Raw genomic sequence first — 18603 nt, forward strand, 5'->3', positions numbered from 1 at the left:
GGTCATGGTGTCGGGTTGAGAAGGACGACCGGATCGGAAAAGGTAAAATCGCGCGGCGCTACGGACGGGAATTGCTCGGCGTGTCCGTCGCAAAACAGAACATTGCCACCGAATTGCCGGTGGTTATCGGCAGGTCGCTTGCCGGTGACCGAGAACATGGGCTCGCCTGTGTGTCGTGGCCGCGAATTCAGTTGTGCGTCCGAGAGCAGCATCGCGTCGGCGCCATCGCGCCCCGTGCGTCCCATGTAATACGCATAGCTGATTTTTCGGTGAGTAAACGGCTCGGCTTCGGGTAACCGGCGGCGGGCGCTGCCCGGACAGACAAAGATGGACGTTTCCGTCGTGTCTCGCGGAACCAAGAGACTTAGTGGTGTCTCCGAGGTATGCGCCCCGGGCACGACGGGATAGGAGTCATGGTAATCCGCGGCATAAATCTTCAAGGCGATCTGGATCATCAGCAGATTCTTCTGGCAGGCGACCAGTTGCTTTTCCTGGTAGGATTTCTGGGCCGGTCCGTAGGCCATAACGTACATCGTCAGGATTAATGCGATGACCACCAGCAATTCGATCAAGGTAAATCCGCCGGATGTCGCACGATTCATAACCCAGCCCCTCACCGCGACACCCAACCTAACATCGACCAAAAGTCGTCGTCAATGGCAATCGAAACTGATAACCTTCGGCGTCGATGAGTGAGGCCCCGGACAGGCTCTGGCAATGCCAGGACAAACGCTGCGGCGTGATGCTCCGTGCGGCGGAGCTACAACGGATGGTCGCGTCGGGCCTCGTGGTGGATGCTTGTCCGCGTTGCGGTGGCCCGGTCGCGAGGATGAATGAAGAGGGGACGGCCGTCGAAGACGGGGAGCCGACGGGACCACCCCCATCGTTTGCTGCGGCCCTGGCGTATCCATTTCGCGGCGGCGGTTTGTTCGTACTCGGTGTGGGGACGATTGTCATTGGCGTGATCGCGTATGGCCTGCCGTTTCTGTACGGCTACGTCATCAGCCTCATCGTCTACGGCTGCATGCTCAATTATTTGTTCGACGTCGTGCTGACCACGGCCAATGGTGAGGACAAGCCGCCGGGATTGCCGGATTTCAGTGACTGGGTTGACGACATTTTCCAGCCGATTTTATTGATGATCAGCACCACGGTGCTGTGCTTCGTGCCGTCGTTCCTGTATTTCATCGGCTACCTGTGGCATTGCTGGTACGAAGGTTGGGTTCCGGATCTTTCCGAGCCAGCCTGCGCGTGGGGTGTTGTCGGCCTGGCGCTGGTCAGTTTGTATTACTACCCGATGGCGCTGCTTGCGGTGGTTATGTTCAACTCGAAACGCGTGGTCAGTCCCCGGGTCGTGATCCCATCTATTGCGCGTGTGTGGAGACCGTACCTGGTAGTCTGCGGTTTCATGACGGTCATAGGTCTCACAGTGATGGTATTTCGCGTGGTGGTCACACCGGGCTCTTTGCTGGAGCATTTCGGCGGCGTCGCTCTTAAGTTATGGGGAGGGATGGCCAGCATGCGGTTGCTGGGATTGTTGTACCGGACGCACAAGTCGAGGCTGGGCTGGTTCTGAGGAAATCCGCGACGGGCACGGTTCTCCGAATCACGCAACCCTCGTGCTATCAAGCGTTACCACCGTCGTTGACGCTAGGCCAGTAAAATGATAGGCTTGGGCATCGTACCGGTGTGGGTCGGTGCGACCCTCTGGGAGTTGACCATGAGGAATGTGCTAAACGAAAACGTGTTGGTGCTCAATCGTCTGTGGCAGGCGATCAACGTCTGCACGGTCGAACGCGCGTTTATGCTCCTGTACATGGGCCACGCCGAGGTGGTGACGGAGGACAGCGGGAATTTCCAGACCTTTGATTTCCACGAGTGGCGCGAATTCAGCCAGGGACACCACGGCGAGGACGTGGTCCATACCGTCTCGTTCAAGATCCGCATTCCGCGCGTGATTTTGCTGCTGTTTTTTGATCGGCTACCGCACAAGGAAGTGAAATTCACGCGGCACAACATTTTCGAGCGCGACCACAACACCTGCCAGTATTGCGGGAAACATTTTGACCGGCGCGAATTGAATCTCGACCACATCGTTCCCCGCGACCACGGCGGGACGACGACGTGGGAGAATATTGTGTGCGCGTGTATCCCGTGCAACACGCGCAAGGCCAACCGCACGCCGACGCAGGCGGGGATGCACCTCATCAAGAAGCCCAAGCGCCCGAAGTGGCGTCCGTTCGTGAATGTCACCATCAGCACCGTCGCCCACGATAGCTGGAAGCATTTCCTCGATTTGGCGTATTGGAACGTTGAGTTGGGTGAGGATGTGAAGTAAGGGTATTTTTCTTCGTGTTCCGCAGATGAAGCTTCCAAGGAGTATAGAGATGCAAGTCCTTTGTGATGATGAGCGCGATTTGTCTGACCTCATTGTCCAAATGCGCGTGCAGGCGGGGACCAAGAATTCGCGTTATATCTCCTTTCCGAAAACTACACGCGATGGCAAGGCATCTCTTGCTGAGGAAGATTTCACGGAACAGTTTCAAGATTACGGTCGAATGGCACTGATGGACTACAACGGCTCAATTGAAGACGCTTCCCAAAGTGTTAACGTTACTCTGTTTGACGTTGCGCAAATGCGACAACACGCAAACAATCTCAAGCGATGGCCGCTTACAGAATATGAACTTTCGTTGTGGAAAACCTCCGAAGAGAGAGTCGATTATTTTCTGTCCTGCAGGAACGAACTGTTCTTTTCATTTCCTCAAAATGAGGAGCTTATTGAGGATCGCGTTCTTCACTACAAGGTAGGAAGAAAGCCGCAAAAAGCGGTAACCGCCTTGTGACATCGTCCGATGACCTCATTTCAAATCCGCCCGTATCGCCCTGCCGACGAAGCCGCTGTGTTGGAACTGTGGAAGACCTGTCAATTGGTTGGGCCGAAGAACAATCCACGGCAGGACATTGCGAGAAAGCTACTGGTCAATCCCGAATGGTTTCTGGTTGGTGAACTGGACAGCAAGATTGTGGCGACTTGCATGGTCGGGTATGAAGGGCATCGAGGCTGGATCAATTATCTGGCGGTAGCTCCCGAATACCAGCGGCGCGGTTTTGCCCGGCAAATCATGGAGGAGGCCGAGCGATTGTTGCGAGAGGTGGGCTGTCCGAAGATCAATTTGCAGGTGAGAACCGCGAATGCCCAGGTGATCGAGTTCTATAAGAGCATTGGATTCAAGGTTGACGACGTTGTCAGCATGGGGAAGCGGCTGGAGACGGATGAGCCGTTTCATTCGCCGGATATTTCGTGAGTGCACCTGTGCCTTGCCAAAGGCCCTCCCAGCCGCCCGCTCGTCGGCAATCGTGCCACACGGATGCTGCCACACTTGATGCAATTTTGATTATTTATTTTTTTCCGCTGAGTCTTGGTCACCGTAAGCTTTTAATATCCTTTGAATGGCGGCCTCAACAACTGCGTTGCTGACGCCCGCCGGGCGTGCTTTATCAATGGTTTCCTCCATTTTGGAAATTGATTTTTTCCGCACAAATCCCCTAAGAGCCTTTACTACGGTTTGAAGGCCGGCCTCAAGAACCTGCCCGGTTGTTCTTCCCAGTCGACGCGCTCTATCGATGCTTTCTTCTATTTCAGAACTCGGCTTTCCTTCCATTAAATCAAGCTCCAGTATAGCAAGAGCTGTAATATAGTTATTAAGCGGGGACGCTCGAAGAAAAGTTCTTATGTCTTGTTCAGTTTGGAACTGCTTTAAAAATGGCAGGACACAGGATGACATAACTCCAATAATTTGATCGCTTAACAATCCGATAGATGTTGCTTCCGTTAGTTCCCACCAAGTGTCTTCCTTTTTGGGCATCAAGTATCCGATTCGATTGCCGACCACGCCATACCATGTTGCTTTTGGCTGCCAATCTTCGTAGCGCGCCCAGCGATGCTTCCATTCGGTATAAACCTCAAAAGTAAATTTAGTTTGTTCGGCGGTGGTGTATTTACTCCGTTGAGACCAAATGTTCCATCGGACATTATTATCCGGTATCCGTTTAAGAAAATGCTTTCCCGAACGATGAAAGCCTTCGGTGGAAAGGAATTTATCAATTTCCAGCATCAACAATTCAAATTTCTCTTGGGCTGGAGTCATGGTGAATTTTTCATTTCAACTTTCGCAGTAACTGGGATTTCCCATAGGGGTTCTTGACCACGACCGTCGCGGGACTTTTTCAAATTTTCTTCCTGCTCCACAGATTTGCAAGTTTTTTCCAGTCCGCCGCCTCCCGGTGTTTCTTTAGCAACCCGTTTGGAGGAGAGATAACTACTCGGCTTCCGCTTTGACACCCCTGTGGTTCGGCGATAGTATTCTGGTTGTGCTCGGGAAACTCGATCAACTCAAGGCTGCGCTCCGTTCTTGCGGACGCACGCTGGTGGCTTATTCGGGCGGGGTGGACAGCGTGTTCCTCGCTAAGGTCGCGCACGATGTGCTGGGGGACAAGGCGCTGGCGGTGATTGCGGATTCGCCGAGTTTGCCGCGGCGGGAGTTGCAGGAGGCGCTCGAGATTGCGGAACAGTTTGGGTTTCCCGTGCGGGTGATCAAGACGGAGGAGATGGAGGACGCGAATTACACGAGCAACCCGTCGAACCGTTGCTACTTTTGCAAGAGCGAGTTGTTCGAGAATTTGGCCGAAATCGCAAAGCGCGAAGGCTGGCAGGCGATTATCTATGGAGAGAACGCCAGCGATGTGGGGGATTATCGGCCCGGTGCCGTGGCGGCCAAGGAATATCAGGTGCGCGCGCCGTTGAAGGAAGTCGGATTGACGAAAGCAGAGATTCGCGAGTTGTCGGCGGAGTTGGGTTTGCCGACGGCGGACAAGCCGGCGATGGCCTGTTTGTCGTCGCGGATTCCGTACGGCGAGCCGGTGACGGAAGAGGCGTTGGGGATGATCGAGGCGGCGGAGAACGTGTTGCGGGACGCGGGGTTTTATGAAGTGCGGGTGCGTCATCACAAGAACATGGCACGCATCGAGATTGGCGCGGATGAATTTCAGAAATTTTTCGACGAAGAAGTGCGGGAGGCGGTAACCCAGGCATTGAGGAAGATCGGGTACGCATACGTGACGCTCGATCTGCAGGGGTACCGGCGCGGCAGCGCGAACGAGGTGCTGGCAAAATCGAAGGAGAGATAACCGATGAAGCGTAACGTCATGGGGTTCGGAATCGGAATGCTGGGCGCGGCGCTGTTGTTGGCGGGTTGTGGTTCGGACCAGAAGCTGGAGCAGACGCAGCAGCAGTTGGCGACCGCAACCAATGAGCTCGCGGTGGCGCGGACGGAGACCAGCACGGTCAAAACGCAAATGCAGGCCAGGGTCGATGAATTGCAGCAGACGATTTCGAAGCTAAGCGACGAGAAGGCGGACACGGAAAAGAAGATGGCATCGCTCAAGGCTGATATGGACAACCAGTTGCAGCAGAAACAGGCCACGGTGGAGACGCTCTCACAAGACATAACAAACCTGACGAGCGAGTTGAGAGTGCTCACCGACAAGATCGAGGACATCAGCCAGAAGTACGCGGATTTGGAAAAGACGCATGCCACGACGGTCACGCATCTCCAAGCGATGCGGGACGAGTACGTCCGCTTGAACAATGAAAAGGTCGCACTCGAAGCGAAGCTGCATGACCTGAAGGCGTTGAAGGAGCAGATCGTTGTGGTGAAACAGGAATTGCACCAGAAGAGGGTGGAGGAACTGAAGCGTCTGGACCGCGCGGAATACGCCATGGGTAATCACGGTTACTTTGTGAAGGATGGTTCCATCGTGGTCGAGCGCACGCCCGGAAGTTACCCACTTAACCAGGAGTTGTATCGTCCGCAATGACCGACAAGCCGCAAAAGCTACGCATTGCCAACCGCGATTTCAACTCGCGCCTGATCATGGGCACGGGCAAGTTCGCCTCGGGCGAATTGATGGCGGCGTCGCTCGAAGCCAGCGGCGCGGAGATGGTGACCGTGGCGCTACGGCGCGCGGATTTGTCGGGACAGAAGGATAAGTTCGCCAACATCCTGACGTTCGTTGACGCGAAGAAATATTTACTCCTGCCGAACACCAGCGGCGCGCGGAATGCCGAGGAGGCTTGTCGACTCGCGCGCCTGGGCCGCGAAGCGACCAGCTCGGCGTGGCTGAAGTTGGAGATACATCCCGACGCCCGTTACCTGTTGCCTGATCCCATTGAAACGTTGAAGGCGGCTGAGGTTTTGGTGAAGGAAGGCTTCACGGTGTTGCCGTACATCAATGCCGATCCCGTTCTGGCGAAGCGGCTGGAGGATGTCGGCTGCGCGACGGTCATGCCGCTTGGGTCGCCGATCGGCAGCGCGCGCGGCATCGAGACGCGGGCGAATATATCCATCATTATTGAACAAGCGACAGTGCCTGTTGTGGTCGATGCGGGACTGGGCGCGCCGTCTCATGCGGCGGAAGCGCTGGAGATGGGCGCCGATGCCGTGCTCGTGAATACGGCCATTGCCGTCGCTGCCGACCCGGTGCGCATGGCGGCGGCATTCCGAGCAGCGGTCGAGGCAGGTCGGACCGCGTATGAAGTTGGTTTGGCCCCGAAACGGAAAGAGGCTGAGGCGACGAGTCCACTGACCGGGTTTCTCAATGAGCCATGAGTTTTTCCTCCGAGTTTGACAGTCTCGCGTTGGCGGAGCTTTCCGCGTTTTCCCAGAACGCAACGGCTGCCGATGTGGAAGCAGCGTTGGGGCGTGCGGAACGTGGGCCCGCCTTCGCCAAGGCTTCGGCGGGCGGTCGCCTAGGGGCGACCGATTTCGCGGCGCTGATTTCACCGGCCGCGGCTGAACCGGTCTATCTCGAAGAGATGGCGCGGCAATCGCATGCGCTCACTCAGAAATATTTCGGGCGCGTGATGCGGTTCTTTGCGCCGTTGTACGTGAGCAACGAGTGCATCAATATCTGCAAGTATTGCGGCTTTTCGCGCGACAACCCCATTTTGCGCGTGACGCTGACGGTGGAGCAGGTGGCCACGGAAGCGAAATACCTAAGCGAACAAGGTTTTCGCCACATCTTGCTCGTTGCGGGCGAGCATCCGCATTTTGTCTCGGACAATTACCTGCGCGATTGCGTGGCGCGGCTGCATTCCGACTGGCCGAGTATTTCGCTGGAGGTCGGTCCAATGGAGACCGAGCAGTACGCGCCGATCGTTCAGGCGGGTGCGGAGGGGCTTGTCGTCTATCAGGAGACGTACGATCGCGGTGTGTACGACGCGATGCACGTCAGCGGACCGAAAAAGGACATGGATTGGCGCTTGGACACTTTGGAGCGTGGGTACGCGGCGGGATTCAAACGGCTCGGCATCGGCGCGTTGCTCGGTCTGGCGCCGTGGCGCAATGAGGCGATTGCCTTGGCAGCGCATGCGACGCATCTTCTGAAGAAATGCTGGATGGCGCAATTGACGATCAGCGCGCCGCGATTACGGCCGGCGGCCGGGGAGTTCGAGCCGTTGGTGAACATGAACGACCGCGAACTCGTGCAGTTTATCTGTGCACTCCGGCTCATGTTCCCAGAGGTTGGGTTGGTACTGAGCACGCGCGAGTCGGCGAAACTGCGTGACAACCTGGCCCCGCTAGGCATCACGATGATGAGCGCGGGCAGTCATACGGAGCCGGGTGGTTACACGGGGCAGGGGAAGGCGGAGTTGCACGTGACGAAAGGCGGGCGGATGGTCAAGCCGTCGACACCGGTGATCGAGTCCGAAGGGGAGCACGCGACGGTGCAATTCGAGATTGCTGACAATCGCTCGCCCGCCGAGGTCGCGGCGCGGCTGGAGCAGATGGGTTACGAAACGGTGTGGAAGGATTGGGAGTCGGCCCTCAATGAATCCTGAGTCGATCACAATCATCGCCAACGGAAAGAAGGAGGAGGTTGGCGCGCCCTGCACGGTGGCCAATTTCGTAACTGGGCGCGGCTGGAAGGCTACGCAGGTTGTGGTCGAGTATAACGGACGGGTCTTGAGCCGCGCGGAATTGGCTCAAATCATGTTGAAGAGCGACGATAGCCTCGAGGTGATCATGCCAGTTGCCGGTGGCTAACGATTGTCAAAGTCATCGCCAGCCACTTCGTCGATTTGGTACCAGATAGCGTAATTATCCTGTTGTACTGCAGGCACTTCCTTCTTTACGATACGAACGACAGGCCGCTTGAATTGCCAGTGTTCGTCGCTTGTGATTTCAAGTAGGGCCTTGTTAAGTCGTAAGCTAACTACTTCCAGCATACCGAGTTCGGAAGTGTGGCGCTCTCCCCATTTGACCTCGTCGGACAGGGTTTTAAGATCGGTACGGCCTTGCTTCGTCTTCAAATCCAGAGTCTCAAGCCTCAGGATATACGGGCTATCCAATTCATCTAATCCGCGTATAGTCAAGGAGATACGACTATAATTCCAGTCCTTGTCCGAGTAGTCTTGGAGGGCCGCATTGACCTGCCTGACAGCGGCGTCCATCTGGCGGTTCTGGTCATCTGGGGAGGGGTTGTTCATGGTGGATTGGTCGCCGTTTGTCGCTGCAAAAAACTAGTTGCAATATACTTCGAGTGATTATATCCTGTGCCGGAGACAAAAAGTACGAATTTGAAGATTCAGGAGCTTGCACGTTCTTCAGAGGGGTTCCCCACCCCCACCTCCTTGGCGTGCAACTCCTGAATCTCATTTTTAGGGCCTTTCATTTTTCCCCCTCTTCATTGGCACGGTATCTGTGACGCCGAAAGCCGATGGACACCGATCGACATGCGATCACGCGCGACTTGCCGGCCACCGAGCGGTAACCTTTCAAGCTTGCGTTTGCCATGAGGTTCACCTACAAGTCAGCCAAGAGTAGTTGAAAGCTGCGGATTCTCAACTGCGAATTCTTTCTACGAGGAAATCATGGGCCAAATTTTTGCCGATATTACCAAAACGATCGGACGAACAGCGCTGGTGCGACTGAACCGCGTCACGGCCGGACTTGATGCCGAGATTGCGGTTAAATGCGAATTCTTCAATCCATTGAGCTCCGTCAAGGACCGTATTGGCGTGGCGATGATCGAAGCGGCGGAGCGCGACGGGCTGATCGGGAAGGACTCGACCATCATCGAGCCGACTTCCGGCAACACGGGGATCGCACTGGCATTTGTCTGCGCGGCGAAGGGTTATCGGCTGACCCTCACAATGCCGGACACGATGAGCGTAGAACGGCGCACGTTGCTGCGCATGCTCGGAGCCGACCTGATTCTCACGCCCGGAGCCGAAGGAATGCCCGGCGCGATCCGCAAAGCGGAACAATTACTCAAGGAAACCAAGAACTCTTTTATGCCACAGCAGTTCAACAATCCCGCCAACCCGGAAATTCACCGGCGCACGACGGCTGTGGAAATTTGGGAAGACACGAACGGCCGGGTTGACGCGGTGGTGGTGGGAGTGGGGACCGGCGGCACGATCACCGGCTGCGGCGAAGTGATCAAAGCGAAGAAACCGGGTTTCAAGGCGGTGGCGGTCGAGCCTGTCGACTCGCCGGTGATAAGCGGCGGCAAACCCGGGCCGCATAAGATCCAGGGGATTGGCGCGGGGTTCATCCCCAAGAACCTCAATACGGCCATCATTGATGAAGTGCTCACCGTGACGAATGATGATTCGTTCACGATGGCGCGGCGGTTGGCGAAAGAGGAAGGTATTCTTTGCGGAATTTCTTCCGGCGCGAACGTTTGGGCGGCGATCCAATATGCGAAGCGTCCCGAGAACAAGGGCAAGCTCATCGTCACTTTTGCGCCGTCGACAGGCGAACGCTACCTCAGCACGGCGCTGGCCGCCGAAGCGCGCGCGGAAGTCACGAAGAATTCATAGTCCTTCGTGATGAAGACGGCTCTCCTTTTTTCGGGGCAGGGCAGCCAGACTGTCGGCATGGGGCGCGATCTCTGCGAGAAGTATGAGGTGTGCCGCCAACTCTTCGCCCGCGCCAACGAAGTGCTCGGACGCGACCTCCAGAAGATCTGTTTCGAGGGGCCGGTTGACGTTCTTACCAAGACGGACAACGCGCAGCCGGCGATTTTTCTTACGAGCCTCGCGTGCCTGGAAGCCTTGAATTGCCAGGCTCCAGATCTCGTGTTCGACGCGACGGCTGGGCTGTCACTGGGCGAATTCACGGCGCTGGCTGCGGCGGACGTGGTGAGCTTTGACGATGGGTTGCGCATGGTGCAAATGCGTGGTCGCTTCATGCAGGAAGCCTGCGACGCGACCAACGGCGGCATGGCGTCCATCCTCAATATGGACGACGAGGCGTTGGCGGAAGTCTGCCGAGAAGCCGACGTGGACATCGCAAACATCAATTGCCCCGGCCAGGTCGTCATCTCCGGTGACAAAGAGAAAATTGCGAAGGCCATTGAGCTTGCCAAGGAAAAGGGCGCGAAGCGCGCCATCCCGTTGGTGGTGGCCGGTGCGTATCATTCACGCTTGATGGAAGGCGCGAAGGTCAAAGTGGCGGAGGCGCTCGGCGGTCTGCGGATGCAGCTCCCGAAAGTTCCCGTGGTTTCCAATGTCACGGCACGCCCTGCCGGGGGTGTTGCGGAGATTAAAGAACTGCTGGTGCGCCAGGTCACCTCACCGGTCCGCTGGAGCGAGTCCATGCAGTGGCTGGTCGCGGAAGGCTTCACGCGCTTCATTGAACTTGGCCCCGGCAACGTCCTCAGCGGCCTAATGAAACGCATCAACAAAGACGTCGAGATGCTTTCGGTCAGTGATGTGGCGACGCTGGATGCGACGGTGGCGAAGTTGAAAGTTTAACCCAAACGTTTCGACCCGATACGTGGTAGTGCCATGTATCCGATTGAGATGAACGGGAGAATCGTGTGAGGTCGTTGTCGTCGGGGCCGCTTACTGTATTCATTTGTAAATTGTAAAGCGTTGACCCTTTTTCCCAAATGGTCAAGAGAAGGAATTAAGGATATGGAAATCAAACGAAGTGGCTCACAGCCTTCCGCCAAAGGACCGGCCGATTGGTTTACCGGGACGGTGCGAATCGATCCGCTGTTTCAGGTGAAGGAACCGGCGCGCGCGGCTGGCAACAGTGTCACGTTTGAACCTGGCGCGCGTACCGCCTGGCACACCCATCCGCTGGGGCAGACGCTGATCGTCACCGCTGGTTGCGGGCGCGCGCAGCGTTGGGGCGGCCCGATTGAGGAAATTCGGCCGGGTGACGTGATCTGCTTCGCATCGGGCGAGAAGCATTGGCACGGCGCCGCGCCGACCACGGCCATGACGCACATCGCCATTCAGGAACAGCTCGACGGCAAAATGGTTGACTGGATGGAAAAGGTCAGCGACGAACAATATCAAGGCGCCTGAAGGGGACCCCGAGAGCCTCCACGGCAGAGATGCGACCCCGGGCTCACGATGCATCTGGTGTTAAGGACTGACCCCTTTTCCATTTTCCTGGGGCAACGAAAAGAAAAATGTCGCGCCACCGTCCACCACACCTTCCGCCCAGGCCCGGCCGCCATGCCGGAGGAGAATACGCCCGACATTGGCAAGCCCGATTCCCGTGCCTTCAAACTGCGCCTGCGCGTGCAGACGCTGGAACACGCCGAAAAGTTTGTCCGCATACCGGGGATCGAAGCCGGCGCCGTTATCGCGGATAAAAATCACGGTCTCGCCTTTGTCGTTCGGGGTACTACCGATTTCGATTGTCGCTTCGGCGCGACGGCCGGTGAACTTCACCGCATTGGAAATCAAATTGAACAGCACCATCCGTAGTAAGGCCCGGTCGGCCCACACCACCGGCAGTGGGTGGATCTTCCACGTGATGTTCCGTCCGTTTGTCTCCGCTTTGAAATCACCCAACGTGTCCTGGAGCAGTTTATCCAGATTCACTTCCGTTTTTTGCAGGGCTTCGCGCCCCAGACGCGAGAACGCCAGCAGGTCGTCGATCAATTCGGTCATCCGTTTTGCCGCTTGGGAGATCGTTGTCACCAGCGGGAGATTTTTTTCTGAAAGGTTCGGCCCCTCCCGCTGCAGGCGTTCTGCGAAACCGATGATATGGCGCAGTGGCGTGCGAAGATCATGGGAGACGGAGTAGCTGAACGCTTCCAGTTCCTTGTTGGCCGCCCCCAATTCCGCCGTGCGCTCCTCGACCCTCCGCTCCAAGCCCGCATTGAGCCGGCGCACTTCATCTTCCGCTTGTCGGCGTTTCGTGATATCGCGGATGTTGCATTGAATCAGTTGTTTGTCGCCGGCTTCGTACACGTTGCTGACAAACTCCACGATAATCCCGCGGCCATCGCTCGTTTCCAGTCGCAGGTCGTCATAGTGGACAGTCCCATTCAGGTGTAGTTGCCCCAACATGCGCGGGTTGGACTCGATGAGTTTGAATGGAGCAAGCTCGTCAACGGTTTTGCCGACCATTTCACTGCGGGAAAGACCCAGTAGTTTAAAGAGGAAAGGGTTCACTTCGTTGATGCGTCCGGTGTCAATGTCCAGAATCAGGATGCCGTCCTGCGACGCCTCGAAGAGCCGCTGATAACTGAGTTCGGAGGCTTGCGTCACCAGTTCCGTCTGCGCCTCGGCCTGCTCAACGCGCGCTTCGGCGAGTTCCGTCCTTGTCTCGGCCTGCTCGGTTCGCGTCTCAGCCTGTTCGGTCCTTGTTTTGGCCTGCTCGGTTCGGGTCTCGGCCTGTCCCGTCCTGGTTTCCGCCTGCTCGATGCGCGTCTGGGCTTCCACTGTTCGCGCTTCGGCGTCCTCCGTTCGCGACTCGGCCTGATTGACGCGATCGGTCAGTTTTTGCTCAACTTGTGTGTCAACGGCGGCCACCGTCGCGTCTGGAAAAGCATTCTTCATTTTGCCTCAATAGAAATCAGTGATTATTGGTTCGAACACGCACAATGCGAGGTGGCTTGCCAACCAAGGCAGCTTAACCTGGGCCATTGAGGGGTTATATTGGAGAAAGGTCGATTTAAGTCGCTAGGGGAAAAGCATTAGACAGGACGCGAATTGTTCATACCTAAGAGAACGGGACGTCACGGATGGCTGGGGATGCTACTCATCGGCGCGAAGGGAACGCCCTCTAAACAATCCGCACCTAGCCGGAGGGACGTCGTAAGCTTGGACCAGGAGGGTGGCGCACATCGCGATTCAGGAATAGCTCGACGGCAAAATGGTGACTGGATGGAGAAGGTCAGCGACGAACAATACCAAGCGGCGAAGGCAGACTGATATGGCAAAAGCAGAAAGCGGAGATGTGACCCCGGTCTTTAATCATGACCCCGGATTGATGATTGATTACCGGATTGACATTGCACCCCGAATTGACCCTAACCTCCGGCTGATGAATGACCGACCGCAAACATGGCACTATGGGCTCGTGGCGCGGTACTGGGCCGAACATCTCACGGTTGGGCCGGAGATTGCGTACTTCCAGAAACAGATAGAACGCAATGGGCAACCGGCACTCGATGCCGGTTGTGGAACTGGTCGCTTGCTGATCCCCTTTTTGCGGGCAGGCCTCGACGTGGATGGCTGTGACGTGTCGCCCGATATGCTCGCCCTGTGTCGGGAAAAGGCGGAACGCGAGGGCCTGAGCGTCCGTCTCTATCAGCAAGCTCTGCACGAACTAGACTTGCCACGCACGTATCAGAGCATCGTGGCCTGCGGTGTGTTTGGGATTGGGGTTACTCGCCAGCAGGATTTTATTGCGCTCCAGCGCTTCTACGCACAGCTGAACCCTGGCGGCTTGCTGCTATTGGATCAGCACCTGCCGTATGGATCCGCCAAGGAGTGGCCCTTGTGGCGAAAGGAGTTGAGGAGTCAATTGCCAGAACCGTGGGCCGATACGATTGGAAAGACACCGCCAGACGGGGGATCCGGCTACACGCTGCACGGTCGGATTGTGGCCTTTGATCCTTTGGAACAACGAGTCACACGCCAAATGCGCGCGCTGTTATGGCGCGATGGGCAGCTCATCTCCGAAGAGGAATATACACTTTACGAAAATCCCTACTTTCGCAACGAGCTGCGTCAGATGCTCGAACAAGTAGGTTTTAAGATTGAAGCGATTCAGGGCGGCTATACAGAGGTCGAGGCTACTGCCGAGCACGATGTCATTGTGTTCATGGCGAGAAAGTAGTCATAGCATGTCGCCCGCATTCGACTTTGGCCAATTTCCCGTCTTGATGACGGAGCGCACTTCGCTTTGCGAGTACGACTCGAAATGCGTCGCCGATATTTTTGCGATCCGCAGCGACCCTGAGGTTCAGCGCTACAATTCCGCGCCACATCGAACGATAGAAGAGACGCTTACGTTCATCGAAGAGGAGCGAGAGAGGTACCGGTTGAAGCAGGAAATCATCTGGGCGGTGCAGATGCGTGAGTCTGCGCGCGTGATTGGTTCTGTGAGTCTATTCGACTGGGACCGTTACCATCGACGCGTGGGCATCGGATACGATTTGGCGAAGGATTGCTGGGGGCTTGGTTACGCCCAGGAAGCCATCCGAGAGGTCTTGCGATTTGCGTTCGAAGCAATGACGGTCAACCGCATTGAAATTTGGACCGCTGCTGAGAATCTACGATCCGTGCGCCTGGCGGAACGCCTCGGCTTCACACGGGATGGTACCCTACGGAAACGAATTCTCGAGGACGACGCGCAGTTCCATGACTGTGCCATCTTCGGATTATTGCACGCGGACTGGTCTCGCCGGTCGTCGTTGAGGTCAACTCTCCGCTCGTGACAACTCCGCCTTGAGGCGGGTGAGTTTGTGACGGGGTCGAGGGTTTAGGTCGAAGCTCTATCGGCAAAAGCAGAGATGTGACCCCGGTTGTCATTACTCACTTGTAGCGCAAGTGAGACTCATCCAGTTTGGTTTCCATAATCGTGCGGATACCCACGGCTAAATCTGCCGTTTCTCCCAAGCCCCCGCCGACAATGATGCTATGGGAAGGGTCTCTCTCAAACAATATGAATGTCGAAGTTGGAGTGTTGTCGAGAGGGAGTAATTCAAACAGCGTTAGTTTGTAAAACGCCTTCATATCTACGCTGCGCCTGTAGCAGATGACAACGCCTAGGTATTCTGACTGACTTTTTCGAGCGTCAATCCATTCCTGTTGACCGAAACTGTACATAAGCATTGACGGAATTGAGCAGTTCGTTTTCGCTCCTGAAATCAAAGTCGAATCGCAGATGGAATACGGATTCCCGTACACTTCTGAGCGAACCATATACGGCGTCATATTTGATCTGGAAAATGAGGCATGGAGAAGGCCCGCGAGTTCGATTTTGGATATTGGGATTGTGCCGCGATTTTCAATGGTTAGAACCTGTTGGTAGCCTGAAATTGACACTACCGGCTCAATAGTGGCTTCAAACTGCTTGCTGGCTAATTCAAACTGACTCTCACTGTGACGGATCGACCAGTACATTAAAATCGCTACCACTACTTGAATCACCACTCCGGCGGCGAGCCACCACTCCTTCGGTAAATCTATAGGAAGGCGGTCAGTCGGCGGCGTGGCAGGGTCAGTCATAGTCTGTGATTCTTGAAGATTGTCAGCAACATCGCTCGCATTCGGTATCGTACTGCCGTCGATGCCCGTTGCCAAGTCTTCAAAATCGTCTTGGTTCGATGGACCGGCCCTGCTCCATAGAAACGATGAGTAGCCTTTGCAACTCCGTTTCCAAAGTGTCCTTAGTGTATATTATGACTCCCGTGATTATCTGCTGAGGACACTCCGAAACGATTCGCGTCCAAACCAACCGGTCATTGGGGTCAACACTCCACACGTGATAGCTCGACCTTTTGGCGGTAAGTTTGTGGCGGAACTGCTCGTTCTTGGCGCCCTGCGCTTCACAGAAGCGCAGCTACAACTGGCAGCATATCAAAAAACGATAATACTGCTTGACATTGTATCGGTGGGTGATATAGTCGGGTGTGAACTACTGAGGTATAGCCAGCCGCAAACCAAACCCAAACCGAGAAGACACTAGTATGATTCCGAATGATGAAGTGGTTGTGACGAAGGGGTCGTTGAAGCAATTGGAGGGCAATCGGCGGAATGCGCGGAGGTCGACGGGGCCGCGGACGGCGAAGGGGAAGGCGGCGTCGCGGATGAATGCGGTGAAGCACGGGATTTTGTCGGGGATGGTGGTGGTGCGGGGGTTGCGGATCCAGGAGCATGAGGAGGAGTATGAGGCATTGCGGAAACGATGCTTCGAAAGTCTGGCGCCGGAGGGGCCGGTGGAGGAGATGCTGGTGGAACGGGTCGTGATGACGCAGTGGCGATTGCGGCGGGCGGTGCTGGCGGAGACGGGGGAGATTGCGTTGAGCGTGGACGGTGGTCTGCGGCGTCGGGAGGACCGGCAGCCGTTGCCATTGGGAATTTTCGGGAACCCTTTGAAAGACGCGGCAGAGCAGATGGAGAAGACGACGCAGGGACTGGAGTATTTGACAGCGGTGTTGAAGTCGGTCCGTCGCGACGTGGAGCGTGACGGTGAACTGACGGAGGCGGCCTGTGAATCGACGCGGAAGTGGTTCATCAACCAGCCGAATGCGATCACACGGGAGCTGGAAGGATTGCGCGAACGGATGGTGACCGATGTGAAAGCTGCTGCTCCTCAAGCCGAGGCGGATACGTCAGTGGACGGGATGGACAAGCCGGCGGACGGGTCCGCCGTCGCTAAAGCTATGGCGGATGCAGACGGGTTGAGTGGGGAGGAATTGAAGGACATTCATCAACGAGGGGTGCTGATGTTTATCGACGAGAAGTTGGGGGAGTACGCGAAGTTGAGCGAGCAGCGGGAGGAACGGGAGGACAAAGACGAGTGGGCACGGCAAGCGGCGGACGTGTTGCCGTCGGCGAAGGTGTTGGACAAGATTTTGCGGTATGAGGGCGCGCTGGAGCGGCAGATGTATCGGGCGCTGCTGCAACTGGAGAGGCTGCAGCGGCGACGTGAAGGCGAGAATGTGCCGCCGCCGGTGACGATGGAAGTTTTGAGGAGGTAGATCGGCGCTAAACACCCTGTATCTGCGAAACGAACCCATTTGTAATGTGCGTATTTTTGAGTGGAAGTGTCACGGAATTAAAGAGTTCAGTTGTGTTGACCAATTATTACAAATGGGTTCGTTTTTTATGAAATGTGACATTGCCCAACAACATGCGCGGTTGACATTTCCTCTCACAGGTAGTTAAGAAGGGCTCATGCAGAAGCTTTTGGAGAACAAGGTGGCGGTGGTGACGGGGGCGGGGCGGGGGATTGGGAAGGCCATTGCTTTGCGGTTGGCGGGCGAGGGGGCGGCGATTGCGGCTTGCGGGCGGACGCTGGCGAATGTGGAGGAGACGGCGGCGGAGGTTGTGAAGGCAGGCGGGAAGGCGACGGCGTTTGCGGTGGACGTAGCGAACAGCGCGCAGGTCGCGGAGTGTTGCGACAAGGTTTTGAAGGAATTTGGGCGGGTGGATGTGTTGGTGAATAATGCGGGCGTGACGCGCGATCAATTGCTGCTGCGGATGAGCGATGACGACTGGGACACGGTGCTGGATACGAACCTGAAGGGCGCATTCAATTTTACCAAGTCGGTCAGCCGGGGGATGCTGAAGCAGCGGAGCGGTCGGATCATCAATATCACGTCAATTATTGGGTTGACAGGCAATGCGGGCCAATCTAACTATGCCGCGTCCAAAGCGGGTCTCATTGGATTCACGAAATCGGTGGCCCGCGAGCTGGCTTCGCGCGGCATCACCGCGAATGCCGTGGCGCCGGGTTTCATTGTAACAGAGATGACGAACGCGCTGGGAGAGCCGGCGCGGGAAGTGTTGAAGACGCGAATTGCACTGGGGCGGTTGGGCACAGCCGGGGACGTGGCCAACGTGGTACTATTTTTGGCCAGCGACCTGGCGGCGTATATGACCGGGCAGGTCGTGACGGTGGACGGTGGGCTGGCGATGGCATGAAGAGCGGCAAGCGAGCGCAAACAAAACTTTGACAACAGAGCACGTTTTCGCATAAACAAACGAACGTTTTGAACCAGGAGGAGCAAATGGCAGAGAAATCCGTAGCAGACCGCGTGAAGGAGATTATTGTCGAACAGCTCGGCGTTAATCCCGACCAGGTGACGCCCGAGGCGAAGTTCATCGAAGATTTGGGCGCGGACTCGCTCGATACCGTCGAATTGGTGATGGCGTTTGAAGAGGAGTTTGGCGCGGAGATCCCCGACGAAGACGCGGAAAAGCTCCAGACGGTCGGCGATGTGGTCAAATACATCGAGGAGCGCGGCGAGAAATAAAGCGATCGGTGGCGCCCGGCGTTCCGCAGAAACGGGGACGAAAACGGGCCGTTGAATTGCGGGGCATAAAGTGAGTTGCTATTTCACACTTTATGCCCCAATTTTTCCTGATTCTGACAAGCCATGAGCGAACGACGCGTTGTCATCACGGGTATTGGGGTCCTCACGCCGCTGAGCAGTGAGCTGGAGCTGTTTTGGCAGAACCTGCTCGCGGGCAAGAGCGGCATCGGACTCGTCACCCGTTTCGATACCACGCAATACGACTGCAAGATTGGCGGCGAAGTGCGCGACTTTAAG

23 protein-coding genes are annotated in these 18603 nt (G+C 56.4%); 18 read left to right on the forward strand and 5 right to left on the reverse strand.

Features of this window, described 5'->3' with window-relative positions:
• Positions 1-2 precede the first annotated feature (2 nt).
• Positions 3-602 carry a type II secretion system protein gene (locus VNL17_15680; GenBank protein ID HXI85521.1) on the reverse strand — a complete coding sequence of 200 codons (600 nt, stop codon included), beginning with the start codon at positions 600-602 and terminating at the stop codon, positions 3-5.
• A gap of 86 nt (positions 603-688) precedes the next feature.
• On the opposite strand from VNL17_15680, the gene VNL17_15685 reads away from it, so the two are divergent.
• The 4 genes from VNL17_15685 (at position 689) to VNL17_15700 (ending at position 3308) form a co-directional block, all read left to right on the forward strand.
• A complete protein-coding gene (locus tag VNL17_15685) occupies positions 689-1576 on the forward strand; it encodes a hypothetical protein (GenBank protein HXI85522.1) in 888 nt (295 codons plus the stop codon).
• Positions 1577-1720: 144 nt separating this feature from the next.
• Positions 1721-2338, forward strand: coding sequence for an HNH endonuclease (locus VNL17_15690; GenBank protein HXI85523.1), 618 nt, complete (start codon positions 1721-1723; stop codon positions 2336-2338).
• 49 nt (positions 2339-2387) lie between these two features.
• A complete protein-coding gene (locus tag VNL17_15695; GenBank protein ID HXI85524.1) occupies positions 2388-2846 on the forward strand; it encodes a hypothetical protein in 459 nt (152 codons plus the stop codon).
• A 9-nt stretch (positions 2847-2855) separates the two neighbouring features.
• A complete protein-coding gene (locus tag VNL17_15700; GenBank protein ID HXI85525.1) occupies positions 2856-3308 on the forward strand; it encodes a GNAT family acetyltransferase in 453 nt (150 codons plus the stop codon).
• A 90-nt stretch (positions 3309-3398) separates the two neighbouring features.
• Here VNL17_15700 and VNL17_15705 read toward each other — a convergent pair whose 3' ends face one another.
• The gene (locus VNL17_15705; protein ID HXI85526.1) at positions 3399-4151 is read right to left on the reverse strand and encodes a hypothetical protein; all 753 of its coding nucleotides are present in this window, start codon (positions 4149-4151) and stop codon (positions 3399-3401) included.
• A gap of 223 nt (positions 4152-4374) precedes the next feature.
• Here VNL17_15705 and larE point away from each other — a divergent pair, with 223 nt between their 5' ends.
• The 5 genes from larE to thiS are packed head-to-tail and all read left to right on the forward strand — an operon-like array spanning position 4375 to position 8108.
• Positions 4375-5190, forward strand: a complete 816-nt coding sequence (gene larE, locus VNL17_15710) for an ATP-dependent sacrificial sulfur transferase LarE (protein ID HXI85527.1) — start codon at positions 4375-4377, stop codon at positions 5188-5190.
• A gap of 3 nt (positions 5191-5193) precedes the next feature.
• The gene (locus VNL17_15715; protein HXI85528.1) at positions 5194-5880 is read left to right on the forward strand and encodes a hypothetical protein; all 687 of its coding nucleotides are present in this window, start codon (positions 5194-5196) and stop codon (positions 5878-5880) included.
• Complete coding sequence (locus VNL17_15720; protein ID HXI85529.1) at positions 5877-6671, forward strand: thiazole synthase; 795 nt, start codon at positions 5877-5879, stop codon at positions 6669-6671. Before VNL17_15715 ends, VNL17_15720 begins: the two co-directional genes overlap by 4 nt.
• Complete coding sequence (gene thiH / locus VNL17_15725; GenBank protein ID HXI85530.1) at positions 6668-7903, forward strand: 2-iminoacetate synthase ThiH; 1236 nt, start codon at positions 6668-6670, stop codon at positions 7901-7903. The genes VNL17_15720 and thiH overlap by 4 nt, the downstream gene beginning before the upstream one ends.
• Positions 7893-8108, forward strand: coding sequence for a sulfur carrier protein ThiS (gene thiS / locus VNL17_15730; GenBank protein HXI85531.1), 216 nt, complete (start codon positions 7893-7895; stop codon positions 8106-8108). Before thiH ends, thiS begins: the two co-directional genes overlap by 11 nt.
• Here the strand turns inward: thiS and VNL17_15735 are convergent.
• Positions 8105-8551, reverse strand: a complete 447-nt coding sequence (locus VNL17_15735) for a hypothetical protein (protein HXI85532.1) — start codon at positions 8549-8551, stop codon at positions 8105-8107. The genes thiS and VNL17_15735 overlap by 4 nt on opposite strands.
• A gap of 384 nt (positions 8552-8935) precedes the next feature.
• On the opposite strand from VNL17_15735, the gene cysK reads away from it, so the two are divergent.
• From cysK to VNL17_15750, 3 genes are all read left to right on the forward strand, one after another.
• Positions 8936-9889 carry a cysteine synthase A gene (gene cysK, locus VNL17_15740; GenBank protein HXI85533.1) on the forward strand — a complete coding sequence of 318 codons (954 nt, stop codon included), beginning with the start codon at positions 8936-8938 and terminating at the stop codon, positions 9887-9889.
• Between the two features lie 9 nt (positions 9890-9898).
• A complete protein-coding gene (fabD, locus tag VNL17_15745) occupies positions 9899-10825 on the forward strand; it encodes an ACP S-malonyltransferase (GenBank protein HXI85534.1) in 927 nt (308 codons plus the stop codon).
• Between the two features lie 162 nt (positions 10826-10987).
• Positions 10988-11386 carry a cupin domain-containing protein gene (locus VNL17_15750; GenBank protein ID HXI85535.1) on the forward strand — a complete coding sequence of 133 codons (399 nt, stop codon included), beginning with the start codon at positions 10988-10990 and terminating at the stop codon, positions 11384-11386.
• 60 nt (positions 11387-11446) lie between these two features.
• Here the strand turns inward: VNL17_15750 and VNL17_15755 are convergent, their stop codons facing one another.
• Complete coding sequence (locus VNL17_15755) at positions 11447-12874, reverse strand: ATP-binding protein (GenBank protein HXI85536.1); 1428 nt, start codon at positions 12872-12874, stop codon at positions 11447-11449.
• A 376-nt stretch (positions 12875-13250) separates the two neighbouring features.
• Between VNL17_15755 and VNL17_15760 the strand changes: the two genes are divergently transcribed.
• Positions 13251-14159, forward strand: a complete 909-nt coding sequence (locus VNL17_15760; protein HXI85537.1) for a methyltransferase domain-containing protein — start codon at positions 13251-13253, stop codon at positions 14157-14159.
• 7 nt (positions 14160-14166) lie between these two features.
• Positions 14167-14760, forward strand: a complete 594-nt coding sequence (locus tag VNL17_15765) for a GNAT family N-acetyltransferase (GenBank protein ID HXI85538.1) — start codon at positions 14167-14169, stop codon at positions 14758-14760.
• Positions 14761-14857: 97 nt separating this feature from the next.
• Here VNL17_15765 and VNL17_15770 read toward each other — a convergent pair whose 3' ends face one another.
• Complete coding sequence (locus VNL17_15770; protein HXI85539.1) at positions 14858-15628, reverse strand: hypothetical protein; 771 nt, start codon at positions 15626-15628, stop codon at positions 14858-14860.
• Between the two features lie 386 nt (positions 15629-16014).
• On the opposite strand from VNL17_15770, the gene VNL17_15775 reads away from it, so the two are divergent.
• From VNL17_15775 to VNL17_15790, 4 genes are all read left to right on the forward strand, one after another.
• Entirely contained in the window at positions 16015-17028 is a 1014-nt protein-coding gene (locus VNL17_15775; GenBank protein HXI85540.1) for a hypothetical protein, read from the forward strand.
• 196 nt (positions 17029-17224) lie between these two features.
• The gene (fabG, locus tag VNL17_15780; protein HXI85541.1) at positions 17225-17974 is read left to right on the forward strand and encodes a 3-oxoacyl-[acyl-carrier-protein] reductase; all 750 of its coding nucleotides are present in this window, start codon (positions 17225-17227) and stop codon (positions 17972-17974) included.
• An 86-nt stretch (positions 17975-18060) separates the two neighbouring features.
• Positions 18061-18306, forward strand: coding sequence for an acyl carrier protein (locus VNL17_15785; protein ID HXI85542.1), 246 nt, complete (start codon positions 18061-18063; stop codon positions 18304-18306).
• A 123-nt stretch (positions 18307-18429) separates the two neighbouring features.
• On the forward strand, positions 18430-18603 hold a 174-nt coding region (locus tag VNL17_15790; GenBank protein HXI85543.1), incomplete at its 3' end, for a beta-ketoacyl synthase N-terminal-like domain-containing protein.

The sequence above is a fragment of the Verrucomicrobiia bacterium genome (assembly GCA_035577545.1).
GTDB lineage: Bacteria > Verrucomicrobiota > Verrucomicrobiia > Palsa-1439 > Palsa-1439 > Palsa-1439.